The 23,208-nt window shown below is 58.4% G+C and carries 19 protein-coding genes; 3 read left to right on the top strand and 16 right to left on the bottom strand.

The annotated features are described in order from the left end of the window. The first annotated feature begins 15 nt into the window (after positions 1–15). Together mutS and fdxA are read left to right on the top strand one after the other, a co-directional pair. Positions 16–2,583: a DNA mismatch repair protein MutS gene (mutS, locus tag ACYZTX_RS08120; protein ID WP_462037007.1), complete on the top strand. Its 2,568-nt coding sequence runs from the start codon at positions 16–18 to the stop codon at positions 2,581–2,583. 142 nt (positions 2,584–2,725) lie between these two features. Continuing rightward, positions 2,726–3,049 (top strand): ferredoxin FdxA, encoded by a 324-nt coding sequence (gene fdxA / locus ACYZTX_RS08115; RefSeq protein ID WP_093412508.1) that lies wholly within the window; start codon positions 2,726–2,728, stop codon positions 3,047–3,049. A 481-nt stretch (positions 3,050–3,530) separates the two neighbouring features. Here the strand turns inward: fdxA and rpoS are convergent, their stop codons facing one another. The 8 genes from rpoS to ACYZTX_RS08075 form a co-directional block, all read right to left on the bottom strand. Next, positions 3,531–4,538, bottom strand: coding sequence for an RNA polymerase sigma factor RpoS (gene rpoS, locus ACYZTX_RS08110; protein ID WP_262168225.1), 1,008 nt, complete (start codon positions 4,536–4,538; stop codon positions 3,531–3,533). Positions 4,539–4,643: 105 nt separating this feature from the next. Beyond that, entirely contained in the window at positions 4,644–5,501 is an 858-nt protein-coding gene (locus ACYZTX_RS08105; RefSeq protein WP_462033632.1) for a peptidoglycan DD-metalloendopeptidase family protein, read from the bottom strand. Between the two features lie 211 nt (positions 5,502–5,712). Then, on the bottom strand, positions 5,713–6,348 hold the full coding sequence (locus tag ACYZTX_RS08100; protein WP_173860469.1) for a protein-L-isoaspartate(D-aspartate) O-methyltransferase: 636 nt from the start codon (positions 6,346–6,348) through the stop codon (positions 5,713–5,715). A 41-nt stretch (positions 6,349–6,389) separates the two neighbouring features. Then, positions 6,390–7,139: a 5'/3'-nucleotidase SurE gene (gene surE / locus ACYZTX_RS08095; protein WP_462033631.1), complete on the bottom strand. Its 750-nt coding sequence runs from the start codon at positions 7,137–7,139 to the stop codon at positions 6,390–6,392. After that, a complete protein-coding gene (gene truD, locus ACYZTX_RS08090) occupies positions 7,127–8,185 on the bottom strand; it encodes a tRNA pseudouridine(13) synthase TruD (RefSeq protein ID WP_462033630.1) in 1,059 nt (352 codons plus the stop codon). Before truD ends, surE begins: the two co-directional genes overlap by 13 nt. Further along, on the bottom strand, positions 8,182–8,655 hold the full coding sequence (gene ispF / locus ACYZTX_RS08085) for a 2-C-methyl-D-erythritol 2,4-cyclodiphosphate synthase (RefSeq protein ID WP_462033629.1): 474 nt from the start codon (positions 8,653–8,655) through the stop codon (positions 8,182–8,184). The genes truD and ispF overlap by 4 nt, the downstream gene beginning before the upstream one ends. A 43-nt stretch (positions 8,656–8,698) precedes the next feature. Next, a complete protein-coding gene (gene fghA / locus ACYZTX_RS08080; protein ID WP_462033628.1) occupies positions 8,699–9,544 on the bottom strand; it encodes an S-formylglutathione hydrolase in 846 nt (281 codons plus the stop codon). A gap of 8 nt (positions 9,545–9,552) precedes the next feature. Next, positions 9,553–10,665 carry an S-(hydroxymethyl)glutathione dehydrogenase/class III alcohol dehydrogenase gene (locus ACYZTX_RS08075; RefSeq protein ID WP_462033627.1) on the bottom strand — a complete coding sequence of 371 codons (1,113 nt, stop codon included), beginning with the start codon at positions 10,663–10,665 and terminating at the stop codon, positions 9,553–9,555. A 107-nt stretch (positions 10,666–10,772) separates the two neighbouring features. Here ACYZTX_RS08075 and ACYZTX_RS08070 point away from each other — a divergent pair, with 107 nt between their 5' ends. Further along, positions 10,773–11,669 (top strand): LysR family transcriptional regulator, encoded by an 897-nt coding sequence (locus tag ACYZTX_RS08070; RefSeq protein WP_462033626.1) that lies wholly within the window; start codon positions 10,773–10,775, stop codon positions 11,667–11,669. 78 nt (positions 11,670–11,747) lie between these two features. Here ACYZTX_RS08070 and ispD read toward each other — a convergent pair whose 3' ends face one another. From ispD to dnaE, 8 genes are all read right to left on the bottom strand, one after another. Continuing rightward, on the bottom strand, positions 11,748–12,455 hold the full coding sequence (gene ispD / locus ACYZTX_RS08065; protein ID WP_462033625.1) for a 2-C-methyl-D-erythritol 4-phosphate cytidylyltransferase: 708 nt from the start codon (positions 12,453–12,455) through the stop codon (positions 11,748–11,750). Next, positions 12,452–12,730: a cell division protein FtsB gene (gene ftsB / locus ACYZTX_RS08060; protein WP_008028992.1), complete on the bottom strand. Its 279-nt coding sequence runs from the start codon at positions 12,728–12,730 to the stop codon at positions 12,452–12,454. Before ftsB ends, ispD begins: the two co-directional genes overlap by 4 nt. A 172-nt stretch (positions 12,731–12,902) precedes the next feature. After that, complete coding sequence (gene eno, locus ACYZTX_RS08055; protein WP_462033624.1) at positions 12,903–14,192, bottom strand: phosphopyruvate hydratase; 1,290 nt, start codon at positions 14,190–14,192, stop codon at positions 12,903–12,905. A 156-nt stretch (positions 14,193–14,348) separates the two neighbouring features. Beyond that, complete coding sequence (gene kdsA, locus ACYZTX_RS08050; protein WP_462033623.1) at positions 14,349–15,194, bottom strand: 3-deoxy-8-phosphooctulonate synthase; 846 nt, start codon at positions 15,192–15,194, stop codon at positions 14,349–14,351. Between the two features lie 5 nt (positions 15,195–15,199). Next, positions 15,200–16,831: a CTP synthase gene (locus tag ACYZTX_RS08045; RefSeq protein WP_462033622.1), complete on the bottom strand. Its 1,632-nt coding sequence runs from the start codon at positions 16,829–16,831 to the stop codon at positions 15,200–15,202. Between the two features lie 274 nt (positions 16,832–17,105). After that, positions 17,106–18,434 (bottom strand): tRNA lysidine(34) synthetase TilS, encoded by a 1,329-nt coding sequence (gene tilS, locus ACYZTX_RS08040; protein WP_462033621.1) that lies wholly within the window; start codon positions 18,432–18,434, stop codon positions 17,106–17,108. A 146-nt stretch (positions 18,435–18,580) separates the two neighbouring features. Beyond that, positions 18,581–19,528, bottom strand: coding sequence for an acetyl-CoA carboxylase carboxyltransferase subunit alpha (locus ACYZTX_RS08035; protein ID WP_282376957.1), 948 nt, complete (start codon positions 19,526–19,528; stop codon positions 18,581–18,583). Between the two features lie 140 nt (positions 19,529–19,668). Beyond that, a complete protein-coding gene (gene dnaE, locus ACYZTX_RS08030; protein ID WP_462033620.1) occupies positions 19,669–23,190 on the bottom strand; it encodes a DNA polymerase III subunit alpha in 3,522 nt (1,173 codons plus the stop codon). Between the last annotated feature and the right edge of the window lie 18 nt (positions 23,191–23,208).

Raw genomic sequence — 23,208 nt, 5'->3', positions numbered from 1 at the left:
CTGATGAATAAAGCAATTTCAGACTTATCCAGCCACACGCCAATGATGCAGCAGTACTGGCGCCTGAAAAACCAGCACCCTGACCAGCTGATGTTCTACCGCATGGGCGACTTCTACGAGATCTTCTACGAAGACGCGAAGAAGGCCGCCAAATTGCTGGACATCACCCTGACCGCCCGTGGGCAGTCGGCGGGTCAGGCGATTCCGATGTGTGGGATTCCTTACCACGCCGCGGAAGGTTACCTGGCGAAACTGGTCAAACTCGGCGAGTCGGTGGTGATCTGTGAGCAGGTCGGCGACCCGGCTACCAGCAAAGGGCCGGTGGATCGTCAGGTGGTGCGAATCATTACACCCGGTACGGTCAGTGATGAAGCGCTGCTGGATGAGCGTCGGGATAACCTGATTGCGGCAGTTCTGGGTGATGAGCGTTTGTTCGGCTTGGCGGTTCTGGACATCACCAGCGGCAACTTCACCGTGCTGGAGATCAAGGGCTGGGAAAGCCTGCTGGCAGAACTGGAGCGGGTCAATCCGGTAGAGCTGATGATCCCGGACGACTGGCCGAAGGACCTGCCGGCGGAGAAACGTCGTGGGGTTCGTCGCCGTGCGCCGTGGGATTTCGAACGTGATTCGGCGCTGAAAAGTCTTTGCCAGCAGTTTTCCACCCAGGACCTGAAAGGTTTCGGCTGCGAGAACCTGACTTTGGCCATCGGCGCCGCCGGTTGCCTGCTCAGCTACGCCAAGGAAACCCAGCGCACCGCCCTGCCCCATCTGCGCAGCCTGCGTCATGAACGCCTGGACGACACCGTGGTGCTGGACGGCGCGAGCCGTCGCAACCTGGAACTGGACACCAACCTGGCCGGCGGTCGCGACAACACGTTGCAATCGGTGGTCGATCGCTGCCAGACCGCCATGGGCAGTCGTCTGCTGACCCGCTGGCTGAACCGTCCGCTGCGGGACCTGACCGTATTGCTGGCACGTCAGACCTCGATCACCTGCCTGCTCGACGGTTACCGCTTCGAGAAACTGCAACCGCAGCTCAAGGAAATCGGTGACATCGAGCGGATCCTGGCGCGGATCGGCCTGCGCAATGCCCGTCCTCGTGACCTGGCTCGCCTGCGCGATGCGCTGGGTGCATTGCCTGAGTTACAAGTGGCGATGACTGAGCTGGAAGCTCCGCACATCATTCAACTGGCTATGACCACCAGCACTTACCCGGAGCTGGCGGCACTGCTGGAAAAAGCCATCATCGACAATCCACCGGCCGTCATCCGTGACGGTGGCGTGTTGAAAACCGGTTACGACAGCGAACTCGATGACCTGCAATCGCTCAGCGAAAACGCCGGGCAGTTCCTGATCGACCTCGAAGCCCGGGAGAAGGCTCGCACCGGCCTGTCGCATCTGAAAGTCGGTTACAACCGCATTCACGGCTACTTCATCGAGTTACCGAGCAAGCAGGCTGAGTCGGCGCCGGCAGACTATATCCGTCGCCAGACGTTGAAAGGTGCCGAGCGCTTCATTACGCCGGAACTGAAGGCGTTCGAAGACAAGGCGCTGTCGGCGAAGAGCCGCGCCCTGGCTCGCGAAAAGATACTCTACGAAGCACTGCTCGAAGATTTGATCGCCCAGTTGCCACCGTTGCAGGACACCGCCGCGGCACTGGCCGAGCTGGATGTGCTGAGCAACCTCGCCGAGCGTGCGCTGAACCTCGATCTGAACTGCCCCCGCTTCGTCGACGAGCCGTGCATGCGCATCAGCCAGGGTCGTCACCCCGTGGTCGAGCAAGTGCTGACCACGCCGTTCGTGGCCAATGACCTGAGCCTCGACGACAACACCCGCATGCTGGTGATCACCGGTCCGAACATGGGCGGTAAATCCACCTACATGCGCCAGACCGCTCTAATCGTGCTGCTGGCACACATCGGCAGCTTCGTGCCGGCGGCCAGCTGCGAGTTGTCTCTGGTGGATCGGATCTTTACCCGAATCGGTTCCAGCGATGACCTTGCTGGCGGGCGCTCGACCTTCATGGTCGAAATGAGCGAAACCGCAAATATTCTGCACAACGCCACCGAGCGCAGCCTGGTGCTGATGGACGAAGTCGGTCGCGGCACCAGCACCTTTGACGGTCTGTCCCTGGCGTGGGCTGCGGCGGAACGCCTGGCACATCTGCGAGCCTATACGCTGTTTGCCACCCACTACTTTGAGCTGACCGTGTTGCCGGAAGCCCAACCATTGGTGGCCAACGTGCACCTCAATGCCACTGAGCACAATGAACGGATCGTGTTCCTGCACCACGTGTTGCCTGGACCTGCAAGCCAGAGCTATGGCCTGGCGGTTGCGCAACTGGCCGGTGTGCCGAGCGAAGTGATCGTGCGCGCTCGTGAACACTTGGGCCGACTGGAAGCCACCGCCCTGCCTCATGAAGTCCCCAAGACTGCCAAAGGTAAACCGGCTGCGCCGCAGCAGAGCGATATGTTCGCCAGTCTGCCGCATCCGGTACTGGATGATCTGGCCAAACTTGATCTGGACGACATGACCCCGCGTCGTGCGCTCGAAATGCTCTATACACTTAAGACACGGATCTAACGCACTTGCCTGCAAGCTGTTAGAATCTCGCGCGGTTTGGGATGCTGCTGGCTTATAGCCTGACCAGCAGACTATCGCTCCCAAACCTGGCGACCCCAACGTGAAGGGGCTCCGCTGCCGCCGCCTGAGGAGAAAATTAGAAATGACCTTCGTCGTCACCGACAACTGCATCAAGTGCAAGTACACCGACTGCGTAGAAGTTTGTCCGGTGGACTGCTTTTACGAAGGCCCGAACTTCCTGGTGATTCACCCGGATGAGTGCATCGACTGCGCACTGTGCGAACCAGAATGCCCTGCCGTGGCCATCTTCTCCGAAGATGAAGTCCCGGAAGACATGCAGGAATTTATTCAGCTGAACGTTGAGCTGGCGGAAATCTGGCCCAACATCACCGAGAAGAAAGAATCGATGCCTGATGCCGAAGAGTGGGATGGCGTCAAAGGCAAGATCAAAGACCTCGAACGCTGATTACCCCCGCGTTCTCGAAAAGGCCCCTTGCGGGCCTTTTTGCTTTTCCGCAGGCAAAAAAAGGGGCGGTTTGACCCGCCCACATTTTTTTCCCTATTCCCTGTATTCCTTTTCATCGTCCTGATGAATCGCTTCCTGCGATGTCCTTTCCCCTCGTCCTTGAAGGGCGTGTCTGTCCGTCGACACAGTTCAGATACTAGAGAGTTCCCTGCCAGGAGCAATTGCCCCGGATAGTTGAAACTGCCTGTCATACGCTGTTCATCTAAAAAAATAATCATTTAAATCAACTAGTTAATCTTATCTCACGTAAGAATATATACGACTGCTACTCATGGAGTTAGCGAACACTTACGAAAGAGTAAGCAAACGCTTACAGCAAGAGACTACAAACGAGAGGGGACTACGGAGGGAACTCACTTTCCATCAGGTAATAAAAAACCCCGAACCAGTCGGGATTTCTTAATGCCGGCCAGCAAATTACTTATTGAAACAGCGACTCGCTCGACAGGCCATTCTTCTCGAGAATCTCCCGAAGACGCTTCAGGCCTTCAACCTGAATCTGTCTGACCCGTTCCCGGGTCAGGCCAATTTCCAGGCCTACATCTTCAAGCGTGCTGCTCTCGTGACCGCGCAGCCCGAAGCGACGTATCACCACTTCACGTTGCTTGTCGGTCAGCTCCGAGAGCCATTGATCGATGCTCTGAGACAGGTCGTCATCCTGCAGCAGTTCACATGGATCGGTTGGACGGTCATCGGTAAGGGTGTCCAGCAGGGTTTTATCCGAATCCGGACCCAGCGAGACGTCGACCGAAGAAACCCGCTCGTTCAGGCCGAGCATGCGCTTGACCTCTCCCACTGGTTTTTCCAGCAGGTTGGCGATTTCTTCGGGTGAGGGTTCGTGATCGAGTTTTTGCGTCAGCTCCCGTGCAGCCCGCAGGTACACGTTTAGCTCTTTGACCACATGAATCGGCAACCGGATGGTCCGGGTCTGATTCATGATCGCGCGCTCGATGGTCTGACGAATCCACCAGGTCGCGTAAGTCGAAAAGCGGAAGCCACGTTCGGGGTCGAACTTCTCTACTGCCCGGATAAGCCCGAGGTTGCCCTCTTCGATCAGGTCCAGCAGCGACAGACCACGATTGACATAACGCCGGGCGATTTTCACCACCAGCCGCAGGTTGCTTTCAATCATGCGTTTGCGCCCGGCCGGATCTCCACTTTGCGACAAGCGCGCAAAATGAACTTCTTCTTCGGGGGATAGCAGAGGAGAAAAACCAATCTCATTGAGATACAGCTGCGTGGCATCGAGTGCACGCGTGTAGTCAATGTACTTGTGTTGCTTTAACGAGGCGGAGTGTTTGGATTTGGCACGAACGGAAGGTGGAGCAGCCCCTTCATCATTCGACATCGAATCCGTATCGATGCCGGTCTCCATCAGGAGAACCTCATCGTCGATGTCAAACTCCGGCACTTCTTTACTGAGAGCCATTGTTATAGTCCTTTGGTGAGTTCGACCTCAGGCTCAAGCGGCGCCTTTATCCTTGGCAACGCTGGAGCCTGTTCCCTCTACGTGACGGAACAGGCTGGAAAGCGATCAACGACGTGGCAGGAATTGCAGCGGATCTACTGGTTTACCTTGTCGGCGAATCTCAAAATGCAGCTTCACCCGGTCTGTTCCCGTTGACCCCATTTCGGCAATTGTCTGTCCGACCTTGACCTGCTGCCCCTCCCGAACCAACAGCCTGCGGTTATGTCCGTAGGCACTGACGTAGGTATCGCTGTGTTTGATGATGACTAATTCGCCGTAGCCCCTTAAGCCACTCCCGGCGTATACCACCGTCCCATCAGACGCAGCTAAAACAGGCTGTCCCAAATCCCCGGCGATATCAATTCCTTTATTCAAACTGCCGTTTGAAGAGAATTTTCCAATCAGAATGCCATTAGATGGCCATCCCCAGCCGGTCGGGGCTGGACCGGCAGGAGGCATCGGAGCAGGGGTCGACTTGCTGGCGACGGACGGCGCAACCACTGCTGTGCTGGTGGTTGCGCCATTCGCCTGGCGCCGGATAACCGTGGTTTTCAGCGACGAAGAAGGTGTTGAATCTATGGAGCTTGCCACCGGCGTCGGCGTTGAACCGGTGCGACCGTCAAAGCGAATCGTCTGACCCGGATGGATCGTGTAAGGCGTAGGAATGTTGTTGCGTGCCGCGAGGGCTTTGTAGTCCCAGCCATAGCGAAACGCGATGGAGAACAAGGTGTCTTTAGGTCGCACCACGTATTGACCCGTGGTCACTGCCGGACGCTGGGCGACGGCATTGTTGCGATCGACGATGCGTACATCGCTCGATTTGTTGCTGGAGCAACCGACCAGCAAGGTGCTCAAGACAAGGCCAGTCACCAAGCGCTGATAACTCGTTTTACCCATTCGCTGCGCAATGACTGTGAGACTCACCCGCCGCTCCCTTTGTGGTGGCTGAAAATGTTGTTTGCCGTGTTCTGGCACGAAATGTCGCAAGTATAACGGGCCGTGCAGGCTTTACCTTTAATGAAGCGAAAGGGCTTCGCGCACACGTTTGCTGCCTGACGATGAATCCCGTTTAACTTATCGATGCCGCTGTAAGACAGGCGCAATCGAAGAGAATTCAGCACGCTGAAACAAATGCTCAGGCGAGTGGCCCGTTGAGTAATGGGACGAAGCGAACAGCCCCCAGAACGCGCCTGGAAAAGCCCTGCTCTTCCCGGATGATCAGCATCAATTGTTGAACCTCCCCCGACCCGACCGGGATCACCAGCCGTCCTCCCGGCGCTAGTTGATCGAGCAGCGCCTGAGGTACATCGGTCGCCACCGCGGTCACGATAATGCCGTTGTACGGCGCCAGCGCCGGCCACCCTTCCCAACCATCGCCCCAGCGGAACACCACGTTGCGCAGGTTCAGTTCCACCAGGCGTTCCTTGGCCCGATCCTGCAAAACCTTGATGCGCTCGACCGAAAATACCCGCTCGACCAGCTGCGAAAGCACCGCCGTCTGGTAGCCCGAACCGGTGCCGATTTCCATTACCTTGTCCAGAGGACCGGCCTCCAACAGCAGCTCGCTCATGCGGGCCACCATATAAGGCTGGGAGATGGTCTGGTTATTGCCGATCGGCAGCGCGGTATCTTCGTAGGCACGGTGAGCCAGCGCCTCGTCGACAAACAGGTGACGGGGTGTACGGCGGATCACTTCCAGCACCTTGGCGTTGGAAATACCCTCTTCATACAGCCGCTGAATGAGCCGCTCACGGGTCCGTTGAGAGGTCATGCCGATGCCGCGACGCAGCATATCGTCTTGTTCACGACCCATTATCGCAGCCCCTCAAGCCAGCCATCGAGACTTCTGAAGGCATCATTAAAGGTGCGGTCCAGTTGTAATGGAGTGATTGAAACATAGCCCTGCATCACCGCATGGAAATCGGTGCCCGGGCCGCCGTCTTCAGCATCCCCCGCCGCCGCAATCCAGTAACCGGATTTACCGCGCGGATCGACCACTTTCATCGGCGCTGCAGCACGTGCGCGATGCCCGAGGCGGGTCAGTTGAATACCGCGGATGTGGTCCAGCGGCAAATTGGGAATGTTCACGTTCAGTACCGTACGCGGTGGCAGTTCAAGGTCCGCGTGAGCCTCTACCAGTTTGCGCGCAAAGTACGCGGCTGTGGGAAGGTTCTCCACTTGCCGTGAGGCCAACGAAAAGGCAAACGAAGGGCGCTCCAGGAAACGCCCCTCAAGGGCCGCCGCCACGGTGCCGGAATACAACACATCGTCACCCAGATTGGCGCCCAGGTTGATGCCCGAAACCACCATGTCCGGTTCGCGCTCCAGCAAGCCATTGAGGCCCAGGTGCACGCAATCGGTCGGTGTGCCATTGAGGCTGATAAAGCCGTTGGCCAGGGTTTGCGGGTGTAACGGACGGTCGAGCGTCAGCGAGCTGCTGGCGCCGCTTTTGTCCTGGTCCGGGGCGATAACCACGCATTCGGTGTAATCCGCCAGCGCAGCATAAAGCGCGGCGAGACCGGGTGCGGTTACCCCATCGTCGTTAGAAATCAGAATACGCATGGGCTGTCCGTCTGCCCCACCGGCACCAGATCAACAAGCTCGCGCACCAATACGGTGGCAAAGCATCCGGCCGGGAGGACGAATTCCAGTTGCAGAATGTCAGGCTCGGGATAATGCCACGTCAACCCACCAATGGGCAGCCGCAGGATGCGACGTTCGTGGCTCATACCGGCGTTAATCAACCAATCACGCAAGTCCGCTTCGCGCGTGGCGATTGCCTGCTCCAGTTCATGGACAGCGCCAGTCGCCGGCGAGTCACCTTCGCCCCACTGAGGACCGGTCGGGTGCAGATCGAGAATCGCCAGACGCGGGTCGCTGCACTCGGCAACACCTGCCGGAAAGAAACTGCGGCTGTCAGTGAAGGCCAGCAGATCACCGACCTGGGCACGCTGCCAGGTGCCATCGGCGACGCGCGCCGCCAGCACCTGATTGAATAGAAAACTGCGCGCGGTGGAGAGCAGCCGCGAACGCACGTTGCGTTGTTCCGGCAAGGCTTTGCGAGCCGCCCATGCACGGGCATCGACCACGTTACCGCCGTCAAACCCAAAACGCTGAGCGCCGAAATAATTGGGAATACCTTGCTGGGCGATCAGTTGCAGACGCTCCTCGATCGCCGCTTTGTCGCCAGCGAATTGCGTCAGTCGCAACGTAAAGCCATTGGCCGAGTGAGCACCGCGTTGCAGCTTGCGTTTGTGCCGGCCGGTCTTGAGGATTTTCAGCGTATCGTTTTCCGCCGCCGACAGATCAGGGTCGGCCTTGCCCGGCAGCTGCACGCTGAACCACTGGCGAGTCAGCGCCTGACGATCCTTGAGGCCCGCGTAACTGACGGTACGCAACGGCACGCCCGCCGCCTTGGCGATCCGTCGCGCCGCTTCTTCGGTATTCAGACCGCGCTTTTCCACCCAGATCCACAGGTGCTCGCCATCACCGCTAAGCGGAATATTGAGCACTTCGTCGACCTGAAAATCTTCCGCCGTGGCTTTCAACACCGCGGTGCCGAGAGCGTCACCATAGGCCCGCGGGCCGAGCAGTTGCAGTTCGTTCATGCGCGCAGCAACAAGGCAACGGAGTGCACGGCAATGCCTTCTTCGCGCCCGACAAAACCGAGCTTTTCGGTGGTGGTAGCTTTCACGTTCACTTGATCCAACTCAACTTGAAGATCCGCGGCAATCAGCGCGCGCATCGATTCGATATGCGGGGCCATTTTCGGGGCCTGGGCGACGATGGTGTTATCGACGTTGCCGACTTTCCAGCCCTTGGCGTGGATCAGTGCGACGACGTGACGCAACAGCCCACGGCTGTCGGCGCCCTTGAATGTCGGGTCGGTGTCCGGAAAATGCTTGCCGATATCACCCAACGCAGCGGCGCCGAGCAAGGCATCGCTCAAGGCGTGCAGCAGGACGTCACCGTCGGAATGAGCGAGCAGCCCGAAGCCGTGTGCAATCCGCACGCCGCCCAGAGTAACGAAATCGCCTTCAGCGAAACGGTGCACATCATAGCCGTGGCCAATACGCATAAAAAAACGCCCCGATTTTTGTCAGGGCGTGATTCTACCTGCATTAGACGCCTAGGGCGCGTCCGTGATGCTGCAAGTGGTCGTCGATAAAACTGGCGATGAAGAAATAGCTGTGGTCGTAGCCGGGTTGCAAACGCAACGTCAGCGGATGACCGGCCAGTTTGGCGGCCTGTTGCAAGGCTTCAGGCTTGAGCTGGGTGGCCAGGAAATCGTCGCGATCACCTTGGTCGACCAGTAGGGGCAGCTTCTCGTTCGCCTCGGCAATCAGAACGCAGGCATCCCACTCGCGCCATTTCGATCGGTCTTCCCCCAAGTAGCGGGAAAAGGCCTTCTGCCCCCACGGGCAATCCATCGGATTGTTGATCGGCGAGAACGCCGACACCGACTGATAACGCCCCGGATTACGCAACGCGCAGACCAGCGCACCGTGGCCACCCATGGAGTGACCGCTGATGCCGCGCTTGTCCGAAGCCGGGAAATGGGCTTCGACCAATGCGGGTAATTCCTGCACGACATAGTCATGCATCCGATAGTGGCGGGACCAGGGCTCCTGCGTGGCATTCAGATAAAACCCGGCACCGAGACCGAAGTCCCAGGCGCCATCCGGATCACCCGGCACATCGGCACCGCGAGGGCTGGTGTCCGGTGCAACAATGATGAGCCCCAGTTCGGCGGCCATGCGCATTGCACCGGCCTTTTGCATGAAGTTCTCGTCGGTGCAGGTCAGGCCGGACAACCAGTACAGCACCGGCAGTTTGCCGCCCTGCTCCGCTTGCGGCGGCAGGTACACGGCAAACACCATGTCGCAGCCGAGCACATCGGAACGGTGCCGATAGCGCTTGTGCCAGCCGCCGAAGCTTTTCTGGCAGGAGATATTTTCCAGGCTCATGACCGACCTCAGAAATGGATGACGGAACGGATGCTTTTGCCTTCATGCATCAGGTCGAAAGCCTTGTTGATATCTTCCAGGCCCATGGTGTGGGTGATGAAAGTATCCAGCGGGATTTCGCCGGTTTCGGCCATTTCGACATAGCTCGGCAACTCGGTACGACCACGCACGCCGCCGAACGCCGAACCGCGCCAGACGCGACCGGTCACCAGCTGGAATGGACGGGTGGCGATTTCCTGGCCGGCACCGGCAACACCGATGATCACCGACTCGCCCCACCCCTTGTGGCAGCACTCAAGTGCAGCACGCATCAATTGGACGTTGCCGATGCATTCGAAGGAAAAGTCGACGCCGCCGTCGGTCATGTCGACGATGACTTCCTGGATCGGACGATCGAAGTCTTTCGGGTTCACACAATCGGTTGCACCCAACTGCTTGGCGATCTCGAACTTGGCCGGGTTGATGTCGATGGCAATGATCCGCGCAGCCTTGGCTTTGACCGCGCCGATTACCGCCGACAGACCGATGCCGCCGAGGCCGAAAATGGCGACGGTATCACCTGGTTTTACCTTGGCGGTATTGAGCACTGCACCGATGCCGGTAGTGACGCCGCAGCCCAACAGGCAGACTTTTTCCAGCGGCGCTTCTTTAGCAATCTTGGCCACAGAGATTTCCGGCAACACGGTGTATTCAGAAAACGTCGAAGTGCCCATGTAGTGGAAAATCGGCTGACCCTTGTAGGAAAAACGCGAAGTGCCATCCGGCATCAGCCCTTTGCCTTGAGTCGCGCGAATCGCCTGACACAAGTTGGTTTTGCCCGACAGACAGAATTTGCACTGGCGGCATTCCGGGGTGTACAGCGGGATCACATGATCACCGACAGCGACGGAGGTCACGCCTTCGCCGATCGCTTCAACCACCGCGCCACCTTCATGACCGAGGATCGACGGGAAGATGCCTTCCGGGTCCGCGCCCGACAGCGTGTAGGCGTCGGTATGGCAGACACCGGAGGCAACCACGCGCAGCAGGACTTCACCGGCCTTGGGCATGGCGACATCGACTTCGACGATCTCGAGGGGTTTCTTGGCCTCGAAGGCAACGGCAGCGCGCGACTTGATCATGTGGATTCTCCAGTGAATAAAAACGAGACAGGGAGTGTAATACAGCGCTCTACGGTGAATAATCCGGACAAAAGCAAAACATTATTGCTGTACAGGGATAATCTTCAATGTCCGAAAACCGCTGGGAAGGGATCGACGAATTCGTTGCTGTTGCCGAATGCAGCCAGTTCACGGCGGCGGCGGAACGCCTTGGGGTTTCGTCCTCCCACATCAGTCGACAAATTGTACGCCTTGAAGAGCGGCTGCAAACCCGCCTGCTTTACCGCAGCACCCGTCGGGTCACGCTGACCGAGGCCGGGCAAACCTTTCTGCAACACTGCCAGCGGTTACAGGATGGTCGCGAAGAAGCACTGAGAGCGGTGGGTGACCTGACCAGCGAACCCAAAGGCATGCTGCGCATGACGTGCGCTGTGGCGTATGGCGAACGATTCATCGTGCCGCTGGTGACCCGTTTCATGGGGCTCTATCCGCAACTGCGAATCGACATCGAACTAAGCAATCGTCAACTCGACCTCGTGCACGAAGGCCTGGACCTGGCCATCCGCCTCGGTCGCCTTCAAGACTCGCGACTGGTGGCGGCACGTCTGGCGCCACGGCGCATGTACCTGTGTGCATCGCCGTCCTATCTGGAACGGTATGGTCGCCCGCATAGCTTGTCGGAACTGAGCCGCCACAACTGCCTCATTGGCAGCTCGGACCTCTGGCAACTGGAACAGAACGGGCGGGAATTTTCCCAGCGAGTACAGGGAAACTGGCGCTGCAACAGTGGGCAAGCGGTGCTGGATGCGGCGCTGCAAGGGGTTGGGTTGTGTCAGTTACCGGACTATTACGTGCTGGAGCATTTGAAAAACGGTGAACTGATTTCGCTGCTTGAGGCGCATCAACCACCTAATACGGCGGTGTGGGCGCTCTATCCTCAGCAGCGGCACTTGTCGCCCAAGGTGCGTAAGTTGGTGGATTATTTGAAAGAGGGGTTGGCTGAGCGGCCTGAATATAGAACCTAAAATCAAAAGATCGCAGCCTTCGGCAGCTCCTACAGGAGTCCGCGATCCAATGTAGGAGCTGCCGAAGGCTGCGATCTTTTAGCGGCGGTGAGCCCAACGCTGTCGCAACCACTCAAGGTCTTCAGGGCGAGTGACCTTGAGGTTGTCGGATCGGCCTTCGATCAATCGCGGGGCCATGCCTGCCCACTCCATCGCCGAGGCTTCGTCGGTGATGACCGCGTCTGCCACCAGACTGTCGGCCAATGCCCGATGCAGCGCACCAAGACGAAACATCTGCGGCGTGTAGGCTTGCCAGATCACACTGCGATCCACGGTTTCGACGACGCGACCGTGCTTGTCGACCCGCTTGAGCGTATCGCGTGCCGGAATCGCCAGCAGTCCGCCAACCGGATCATCCGCCAACTCACTCAGCAACTTATCCAGGTCATCACGACTCAGATTCGGCCGCGCGGCATCGTGAACCAACACCCAATCCTCATCGTCGGCGCCTTGCGCGTGCAAATGCAGCAATGCATTGAGCACCGACCCGGAACGTTCTGAACCGCCTTCAACCCGCTGAATACGCGGATCGCAAGCACACGCCAGGTTTGGCCAATAAGGATCATCGACAGCAAGACTGACCACCAACCCCTTCAGGGAAGGATGATCAAGGAAACAGCCAAGGCTGTGTTCGAGAACAGTGCGCCCGCCCAGTTGCAAGTATTGCTTGGGACGGTCCGCGGCCATACGGGCACCGACGCCCGCGGCAGGAATCACGGCCCAGAAGGCCGGTAACGAGGGGTTCATTGAGCCAACTGGTAGAGGGTTTCACCGTCCTTGACCATGCCCAACTCATGGCGAGCCCGCTCTTCAACGGTCTCCATGCCCTTTTTCAACTCACTGACTTCAGCGTCCATCACCCGATTGCGCTCAAGCAGGCCCTCGTTCTCAGCGTGTTGATCTGCGATCTGCTGAGTCAGCTCGGCCACTTGCGCCAGACTGCCATTACCCACCCACAGGCGGTATTGCAGGCCAGCCAGCAGCAAGAGCAAGACGAGGAACAACCAATTGGGACTGCGCATCGAATATCAGGTATCCAGTGAAAAAAGACAGCCATGCCAAAACTTTGAAGCTTCTGATAGCACGAAGCCTGGAAGACCCAGGCTTGTGCTTATAAGGCATCAGATTAGTGGCAAATCCATCGCTGTAGCGATTTTTCCGACACAATCCGGTGTCTTTTTTACCCTGTAGCAATCAGCCGCGGAATTCGCTGCGACCGTTGTACTTGGCTTTGCCATTCAACTGCTCTTCGATACGCAGCAGTTGGTTGTACTTGGAAACGCGGTCGGAACGGCACAGCGAACCGGTTTTGATCTGGCCAGCCGCAGTGCCCACAGCCAGGTCGGCAATGGTCGAATCTTCGGTTTCGCCGGAGCGGTGCGAGATGACGGCTGTGTAACCAGCGGCCTTGGCCATCTGGATGGCTTCCAGGGTTTCGGTCAGGGTGCCGATCTGGTTGAACTTGATCAGGATCGAGTTGGCGATCTTTTTATCGATGCCTTCCTTCAGGATTTTGGTGTTGGTTACGAACAGGTCGTCGCCTACCAGCTGGACTTTCTCGCCGATCTTGTCGGTGAGAATTTTCCAGCCCGCCCAGTCGGACTCGTCCAGGCCATCTTCGATGGAGATGATCGGGTAACGCTCGGTCAGACCTTTGAGGTAGTCGGCGAAACCTTCAGCAGTGAACACCTGACCTTCGCCGGACAGGTTGTACTTGCCGTCTTCGTAGAATTCGCTGGCCGCGCAGTCCAGTGCCAGGGTCACGTCGGTGCCCAGCGTGTAACCGGCGTTGGCCACGGCTTCGGAGATCACTTTCAAAGCGTCTTCGTTGGAAGCCAGGTTCGGTGCGAAACCACCTTCGTCACCCACAGCAGTGCTCAGGCCACGGGCCTTCAGAACAGCTTTGAGGTGATGGAAAATCTCGGTGCCCATGCGCAGACCTTCCGAGAAAGACTTGGCGCCAACCGGCTGAACCATGAACTCCTGGATGTCGACGTTGTTATCGGCGTGCTCGCCGCCGTTGATGATGTTCATCATCGGAACCGGCATCGAGTAAACACCCGGGGTGCCGTTCAGGTTGGCGATGTGAGCGTACAGCGGCAGGTCCTGGTCCTGTGCGGCGGCCTTGGCTGCTGCCAGGGACACAGCGAGGATGGCGTTGGCGCCCAGGGAGCCTTTGTTTTCAGTACCGTCGAGCTTGATCATCGCGTGATCCAGGGCTTTCTGGTCGCTTGGGTCTTTACCCAACAACAGGTCGCGAATCGGACCGTTGATGTTGGCGACGGCTTTGAGCACGCCCTTGCCCAGGTAACGGCTCTTGTCGCCATCACGCAGCTCGAGCGCTTCACGCGAGCCAGTGGAAGCACCGGACGGCGCGCAAGCGCTACCGATGATGCCGTTATCGAGAAGCACGTCCGCTTCCACGGTGGGGTTGCCACGGGAGTCGAGAACTTCACGACCTTTGATGTCGACGATTTTTGCCATTGTTGTAAACACTCCAAAGTTGACGAAAACGACGCAGCTGAAGGAAATCTTGTATCGCCGGCAAGTGATGTGCAGCGGGCAGACTTGCGGACGATAAGGCCCAGGCCCGAGGGCCTGAGCATTAATTCGTGCGGTACTTTACCGGAGAAATGAGGATTACGCGGTTTCTACCGTCGGAAAACTCTTCACCAGTTCGTCCAACGCTTTGAGCTGGGCCAGGAATGGCTCCAGTTTGTCCAGACGCAAGGCGCAGGGGCCATCGCATTTGGCGTTGTCCGGGTCAGGATGCGCTTCGAGGAACAGACCGGCCAGCGACTGGCTGATCCCGGCTTTCGCCAGATCGAGGACCTGGGCGCGGCGACCGCCGGCGGAATCGGAGCGACCGCCGGGCATTTGCAGCGCGTGGGTCACGTCGAAGAACACCGGGTATTCGAACTGCTTCATGATGCCGAAGCCGAGCATATCGACGACCAGGTTGTTGTAGCCGAAGCTCGAACCGCGCTCGCAGAGGATCAACTGATCGTTGCCCGCTTCCACGCATTTGCTCAGGATGTGTTTCATTTCCTGAGGCGCGAGGAACTGGGCTTTCTTGATGTTGATCACCGCACCGGTCTTGGCCATCGCGACCACAAGGTCGGTCTGGCGCGACAAGAAGGCCGGCAGTTGAATGATGTCGCAGACTTCAGCGACGACCGCGGCCTGATCAGGCTCGTGGACATCGGTGATGATCGGCACGCCGAAAGCTTGCTTGATGTCCTGGAAGATCCGCATGCCCTCTTCCAGGCCGGGGCCACGGTAAGAGGTCACGGAGGAACGGTTGGCCTTGTCGAAGCTGGCCTTGAACACGTAAGGGATACCGAGTTTCTCGGTGACCTTTACGTATTCTTCACAGACCTGCATCGCCATGTCGCGACTTTCCAGCACGTTCATGCCACCGAAAAGCACCATTGGCTTGTCGTTGGCAATCTCGATATCGCCTACGCGGATGATCTTCTGGGCCATTGGATTTACGCCTTCTTCTGGTGTTGAACCAAAGCTGCTTTAACGAAACCGCTGAACAACGGGTGACCGTCGCGGGGTGTCGAGGTGAACTCAGGGTGGAACTGGCAAGCGACGAACCATGGATGATCCGGGGCTTCAACCACTTCTACCAGCGCACCATCACCGGAACGACCGGAGATTTTCAGACCGGCCTCCATGATTTGCGGCAGCAGCTTGTTGTTCACTTCGTAGCGATGACGGTGACGCTCGACGATCACGTCCTTGGCGTAGCAATCGTGCACCAGGGAACCCGGTTCCAGCAGGCAATCCTGAGCGCCGAGGCGCATGGTGCCGCCCAGATCGGACGCTTCGGTACGGGTTTCGACAGCGCCGGTGGCATCCTCCCACTCGGTGATCAGACCCACGACCGGGTGACCGCTTGCACGATCGAATTCGGTGGAGTTGGCGTCTTTCCAGCCCAGCACGTTACGCGCGAACTCGATCACGGCCACTTGCATGCCCAGGCAGATGCCGAGGTATGGAACCTTGTTTTCGCGAGCATATTGGACGGCAGTGATCTTGCCTTCCACGCCACGCAGACCGAAGCCGCCAGGCACCAGAATCGCGTCGACACCTTCCAGCAGCGCGGTGCCCTGGTTTTCAATGTCTTCGGAGTCGATGTAGCGCAGGTTGACCTTGGTGCGGTTGCTGATGCCGGCGTGACTCATCGCTTCGATCAGCGACTTGTAGGCGTCCAGCAGTTCCATGTACTTGCCGACCATGGCGATGGTGACTTCATGCTCAGGGTTGAGCTTGGCGTCGACCACGGCTTCCCACTCGGACAAATCGGCGCCGCCACATTGCAGGCCGAAACGCTCGACAACGAAATCATCCAGGCCCTGGGCGTGCAGAATGCCCGGGATCCTGTAGATGGTGTCGGCGTCTTCCAGCGCGATCACCGCACGTTCTTCAACGTTGGTGAATTGCGCGATCTTGCGACGCGAAGAGATATCGATCGGGTGATCGGAACGGCAGACCAGCACGTCGGGTTGCAGGCCGATGGAACGCAGTTCCTTGACCGAGTGCTGGGTTGGCTTGGTTTTGGTTTCGCCGGCAGTGGCGATGTACGGCACCAGTGTCAGGTGCATCAGCATCGCGCGCTTGGCGCCTACTTCGAAACGCAATTGACGGATGGCTTCGAGGAACGGCTGCGATTCGATGTCACCCACGGTGCCACCGATTTCCACCATGGCCACGTCGGCATCGCCGGCGCCCTTGATGATCCGGCGCTTGATTTCGTCGGTGATGTGCGGGATCACCTGAATGGTTGCGCCCAGGTAATCACCACGGCGCTCTTTGCGCAGGACGTGTTCGTAGACACGGCCGGTGGTGAAGTTGTTGTTCTGGGTCATGGTCGTGCGGATGAACCGCTCGTAGTGGCCCAGGTCCAGGTCGGTCTCGGCGCCGTCGTGGGTGACGAACACTTCACCGTGCTGGAACGGGCTCATGGTGCCCGGGTCAACGTTGATGTACGGGTCCAGCTTCAGCATGGTGACCTTAAGTCCCCGCGCCTCCAGGATGGCCGCCAATGAAGCCGATGCGATGCCTTTCCCCAATGAAGAAACAACACCGCCCGTGACGAATATGTAGCGCGTCATGAAAAACCCTAGAAGTCTGCGTTAAAGCGGTCCGAGCCGCCGGGGAAAGCGAAGGAAGGCCGAAGCCCCCGATCACCTGCATTAATCACAGTGCATGTTTCAAAAAAACCGCCGCGTTGGGACAGACCGGAAAATGAAACACCGGTACGTTGCTCGCTACACATTTTTTGGAATCGCCCAGCAAAGACTGCTTGGTAATCGGCAACTCCTGCAATTCAGGCGAATCCACAGAAGTTGTATCAAGAAGGGAGCGTAGTCTACCGGAAAGCCCCTTTCAGCTCAAACCTTGATCTTCGATCGGTGGCTGCCAATGCAAATTCCAACGTTCCTTTGCACTGCCGTCCAAGCCCCGCAGGTTGGCCACCGCCAGCAATTGCTCGTCTCGGTAGAGCAGCGGCAATCTGCCGCGGGCGAAACCCGGCACGCCGTTTTCGTTGAGCAATCGCTTCAGGTCGCGATGGCCGCGACCGGGCAGACTCATGACCTCACCACCCTCACGGTAGCGGATATGCAGCGGACCCTCGGGGATTTGGCCGGTGAGTGTGATCACACCGTTGTCCGGCAACACCAGCGATAGCGAGGGATCAGGCCAGTTTCCGACGGCGGGCGGCGGGCGCAACCAGATGCCAGACAACCACCAGATACGTCCACCCGCCCGATGCAGTTCGCCATCCGCCAGCCGCCAGATCGGGCGGGCATCGCCGGTGGCATCGCGCAAATCCTCCCAACCCGACCAATGGTCACTGTCTGGCAGTCGCGTCAGCGGTTCGAGCCAATGACTTAACGCATTACGCTGACGAGCAGCGGATAGCTTTTCCAATGCCGCCAGCGCAAGCGACGGCAATCCCAGCCAGTCAAAGTCATTGGCCGTGCTGGCGTCGGTCAGGTCGATTTGCGCAAGCTCATCGAGCAATCCCTGCGCTTCACTCAGATGTGCAACGCTGCGGGCCATGGTCGCCAGCGCTTGCGGCCAGCGCTCGGTCAATACCGGGAAAACCTGATGCCGCAGGTAATTACGCGAGAACTGTCGGTCCTGGTTCGAAGGGTCTTCGATCCAGTTCAGCCGATGCTCGGCCGCATGGGCTTCAAGTTCAGCCCTTGTGACATCGAGCAATGGCCGAAGCAACTGCCCTTTACCAAGCGGGCGCTGGCGTGGCATCCCCGACAATCCCCTCACCCCTGCCCCACGCAACATCCGAAACAACAGGGTTTCCGCCTGATCGTCACGGTGCTGGGCGGTCATCAACACCTCATTGGCCTGAGTCGCCTCGATGAACGCGGCATATCGCGCATCCCGAGCGGCACGCTCAAGGCTGGCACCGGGCTGAACCTGCACGCGAACCACCTCCAGCGGCACACCCAGAGCATCACAGACTGACTGACAATGGTCCGGCCACGCATCAGCCACAGGCTGAAGGCCGTGATGGACGTGTATGGCGTTTAGCGCCGGCAGGGATTCGGTTTTTGCGAGGTGTGCGAGAAGGTGCAGCAGCACGGTGGAGTCGAGACCACCGGAGAAGGCGATGCGCCAGGTTGTGGCGGTGCGCCAAGGGGCAAGAGTGCGTAGAAGCCTGGCAGGTAGATCAATCATGGGCTGACTCATACCATTCACTTTGCACAAATCAAATGTGGGAGCGAGCCTGCTCGCGAAAGCGGCTTAACATTCAACAAATTTGCTGTCTGTTATACCGCTATCGCGAGCAGGCTCGCTCCCACATTGGTTACATCATTTACCGAAGCAGTGGTCTATCAGAGACCGTAGCTCATCAGACGCTCGTAACGACGGGCCAACAGCGCTTCGTTATCGAACTTCTTCAACATCGCCAGTTGCGAGCTCAGCTCGGCACGGATCGATGCAGCCGCAGCCGCTGGATTACGGTGCGCGCCACCCAATGGCTCGCCGATCACTTTATCCACAATACCCAGGCCTTTGAGGCGCTCGGCAGTGATGCCCATGGCTTCAGCAGCGTCCGGTGCTTTCTCGGCGGTCTTCCACAGAATCGAGGCGCAACCTTCCGGCGAAATGACCGCATAAGTCGAGTACTGCAGCATGTTCAGTTGATCGCAAACGCCGATCGCCAGAGCACCACCGGAACCACCTTCACCGATGACGGTGGCGATGATTGGGGTTTTCAGGCGTGCCATGACGCGCAGGTTCCAGGCAATCGCTTCGCTCTGGTTGCGCTCCTCTGCGTCGATACCAGGGTAGGCGCCCGGGGTGTCGATGAAGGTCAGGATCGGCATTTTGAAACGTTCGGCCATTTCCATCAGACGGCACGCCTTGCGGTAGCCTTCCGGACGCGGCATGCCGAAGTTGCGACGAACTTTCTCACGCACTTCGCGGCCTTTCTGGTGACCGATAATCATCACCGGCTGGTCGTCCAGACGAGCAACACCGCCAACGATGGCGGCGTCGTCGGAGAAGTGACGGTCGCCATGCAATTCGTCGAACTCGGTGAAGATGTGTTCGATGTAGTCCAAGGTGTACGGGCGACGCGGGTGACGCGCCAGACGCGCGATCTGCCAGCTGGTCAGCTTGCCGAAGATGTCTTCGGTCAGCGTGCTGCTTTTGTCCTGCAGGCGGGAGATCTCATCGCCGATATTCAGCGAATTGTCATTACCGACCAAGCGCAACTCTTCGATCTTGGCTTGCAGGTCGGCGATCGGCTGTTCGAAATCTAGAAAATTCGGGTTCATAGGCGTCCGTCTTGGGTCGACATCCAAGAGAGCTTGGGCCGGCCGGTTGTCTATTCGCGCCCTACCTTAAGGGACAGGCGCGTTCAGGTCGAGATTAAAGATTCAGGTCGAGATCAGGCCCCTTCAATAGGACCTGACCGTCAACGGTATTGGAGGAAGACGTTGTCTCGCCCGAACTGGTCACGCAGGGCTTGAATCAAAGCATCCGCCGGGTCGATCCGCCAGGTCTCGCCGAACTGCAGCAAGGCTTTCGCATCGGGACTCGTGTATTCCATGGTGATCGGGCACGCACCGCGGTGACGCTTGAACAACTCACCCAGCCAGCGTAGCTGATCACCCTTGAGGTCCTTGGTCTGCAGCTTCAAGCGCAGGCTTTCGGCCAGATTGGTGCGCGCATCTTCCATGCTCATCACCCGCTTGACCCGCAACCGCAGCCCGCCGGAGAAATCGTCGTTGCTGACTTCGCCTTCGACCACCACCATCGCATCGGTCTGCAACAGCGACTGCGCGGAATGGAATGCTTCGGCAAACAACGAAGCTTCGATCCGTCCAGAGCGGTCGTCGAGGGTGATGAAACCCATCTTGTCGCCCTTTTTGTTCTTCATGACGCGCAGGGCGATGATCATGCCCGCGACGGTCTGAGTATCACGAGCCGGTTTCAGGTCGATGATGCGCTGACGGGCGAAGCGGCGGATCTCGCCTTCGTATTCGTCGATCGGGTGACCGGTCAGGTACAGGCCCAGGGTATCTTTCTCCCCTTTCAGGCGCTCCTTGAGGGTCAGTTCCTTGGCCTTGCGGTGATTGGCGTAGACGTCGGCGTCTTCCTCGACAAACAGTCCGCCAAACAGGTCGGCATGGCCACTGTCGTGGGTGCGAGCGGTTTGTTCGGCGGCCTTGATCGCCCCTTCCATCGCTGTCAGCAACACGGCGCGGTTTTGGTCGATGTTGGCTTGATAGGCTTTCGGTTCGTCATGGAAAAACGGCCCTAGACGATCCAGCGCACCGCTGCGGATCAAACCGTCCAGGGTGCGTTTGTTGATACGTTTGAGATCGACACGGGCGCAGAAATCGAACAGATCCGTGAACGGACCGTCCCGACGCGCCTCGGTGATCGCTTCCACCGGACCTTCACCCACACCCTTGATCGCGCCGAGGCCGTAAATAATCCGGCCTTCGTCATTTACCGTGAACTTGAATTCCGAAGTATTCACATCCGGCGCGTCGAGACGCAGCTTCATGGTGCGAATTTCTTCGATCAAGGTCACGACCTTGTCGGTGTTGTGCATATCCGCCGACAGCACCGCCGCCATGAACGGCGCCGGATAGTGGGTTTTCAGCCACGCCGTTTGATACGACACCAGACCGTAAGCAGCCGAGTGAGATTTGTTGAAGCCATAACCGGCGAATTTTTCCACCAGGTCGAAAATGTTACCGGCAAGGTCCGCATCGATATTGTTAGCGGTGCAACCTTCAATGAAACCGCCGCGCTGCTTGGCCATTTCTTCGGGCTTTTTCTTACCCATGGCCCGACGCAGCATGTCCGCACCACCCAGGGTGTAGCCGGCCATGACCTGGGCAATCTGCATCACCTGTTCCTGATACAGGATGATGCCGTAAGTCGGTGCCAATACGGGCTTGAGGCCTTCGTACTGGTAGTCTGAGTGCGGGTACGCCAGTTCGGCGCGACCGTGCTTACGGTTGATGAAGTCATCCACCATGCCCGATTGCAGAGGGCCCGGACGGAACAGGGCCACCAGTGCGATCAGGTCTTCCAGACAGTCGGGCTTGAGCTTTTTGATCAGCTCTTTCATGCCTCGAGATTCAAGCTGGAATACCGCGGTGGTTTCAGCTTTTTGCAGCAACTGGTAGGTCGGCTTGTCATCCAGCGGGATGAACGCGATGTCCAGCGGCGGCTCATCAACCTTGGCGCGGTCGCGGTTAATCGTTTTCAGCGCCCAGTCGATGACCGTCAGAGTCCGTAGACCGAGGAAGTCGAACTTCACCAGCCCGGCAGCCTCAACGTCGTCCTTGTCGAACTGGGTTACCAGACCATCACCGGCCTCGTCGCAATAGATCGGCGAAAAGTCCGTCAGTTTGGTCGGCGCAATAACCACACCACCGGCGTGCTTACCGACGTTACGTACAACGCCTTCAAGCTTGCGGGCCATTTCCCAGATTTCCGCGGCCTCTTCATCGACCTTGATGAAGTCACGCAGGATTTCTTCCTGTTCGTAGGCCTTTTCCAGGGTCATGCCGACTTCGAACGGAATCATCTTCGACAGACGATCCGCCAGTCCGTAGGACTTGCCCTGCACCCGCGCCACATCACGGACCACCGCTTTTGCCGCCATGGAACCGAAGGTGATGATCTGGCTTACGGCGTTGCGGCCGTATTTTTCGGCCACGTATTCGATGACCCGGTCGCGACCATCCATGCAGAAGTCGACGTCGAAGTCGGGCATCGATACCCGTTCCGGGTTAAGGAAACGTTCGAACAGCAGGTCATATTCCAGTGGATCGAGGTCGGTGATTTTCTGCACATAGGCCACCAGCGACCCGGCACCCGACCCACGACCCGGACCGACCGGCACGCCGTTGCTCTTGGCCCACTGGATAAAGTCCATAACGATCAGGAAGTAACCGGGGAAGCCCATCTGGATGATGATATCCAGCTCGAAATTCAGCCGGTCGACATAGACCTGACGCTTGGCTTCGTAATCTTCGGTGGTGTCTTTGGGCAACAGGACACTGAGACGATCTTCCAGACCGTCGAAGGAAACCTTGCGGAAATATTCGTCGATGGTCATGCCATCGGGAATCGGGAAGTTGGGCAGGAAGTGCTTGCCCAGCTTCACTTCGATGTTGCAGCGCTTGGCAATCTCGACGGTGTTTTCCAGCGCCTCGGGCAAGTCACTGAACAGCTCGGCCATTTCCTCGGTACTTTTGAGGTATTGCTGATCGCTGTAATTCTTCGAACGCCGCGGATCGTCGAGGGCGCGGCCCTCACCAATGCAAACGCGGGTTTCGTGAGCCGCAAAGTCTTCCTGCTTGATGAAGCGCACGTCGTTGGTCGCCACCAGTGGCGCACCGATTTTCTCGGCCAGGGCCACGGCGCCGTGCAATTGTTCTTCATCGTAGGGGCGGTTGGTGCGCTGGATCTCCAGATAGAAACGGTCCGGGAACACCGCCATCCATTCGCGGGCCAGGGCTTCGGCTTCGGCCGGGTTGCCGCCGAGCATCGCCAGGCCGATCTCGCCTTCTTTCGCCGCCGACAGCATGATCAAGCCTTCGCTGGCCTCAGCTACCCACTCGCGCTCGATGATGACCGAGCCGTTACGCTGGCCGTCGATGAAGCCGCGGGAGATCAGTTCGGTGAGGTTGCGATAGCCCACGGCGTTCATCGCCAGCAGGCTGATCCGGCTCAACGGGCTGTCGGGATCCTTGTTCGACAGCCACAGGTCGGCGCCGCAGATCGGCTTGATCCCGGCGCCCATGGCCGCTTTATAGAATTTGACCAGGGAACACATATTGTTCTGGTCGGTGACCGCTACGGCAGGCATGTTCATGCCGACCAGGGTCTTGACCAGCGGTTTGATCCGCACCAGACCGTCGACCAGGGAATACTCAGTGTGCAGGCGTAGATGAACGAATGAAGCCGGCATAGTGATCCTGTCTAGAAA

The organism is Pseudomonas sp. MDT1-17 (genome assembly GCF_054898105.1).
The sequence above is the reverse complement of the archived record's forward strand: the minus strand, read 5'-3'. Positions and strand labels throughout refer to the sequence as shown.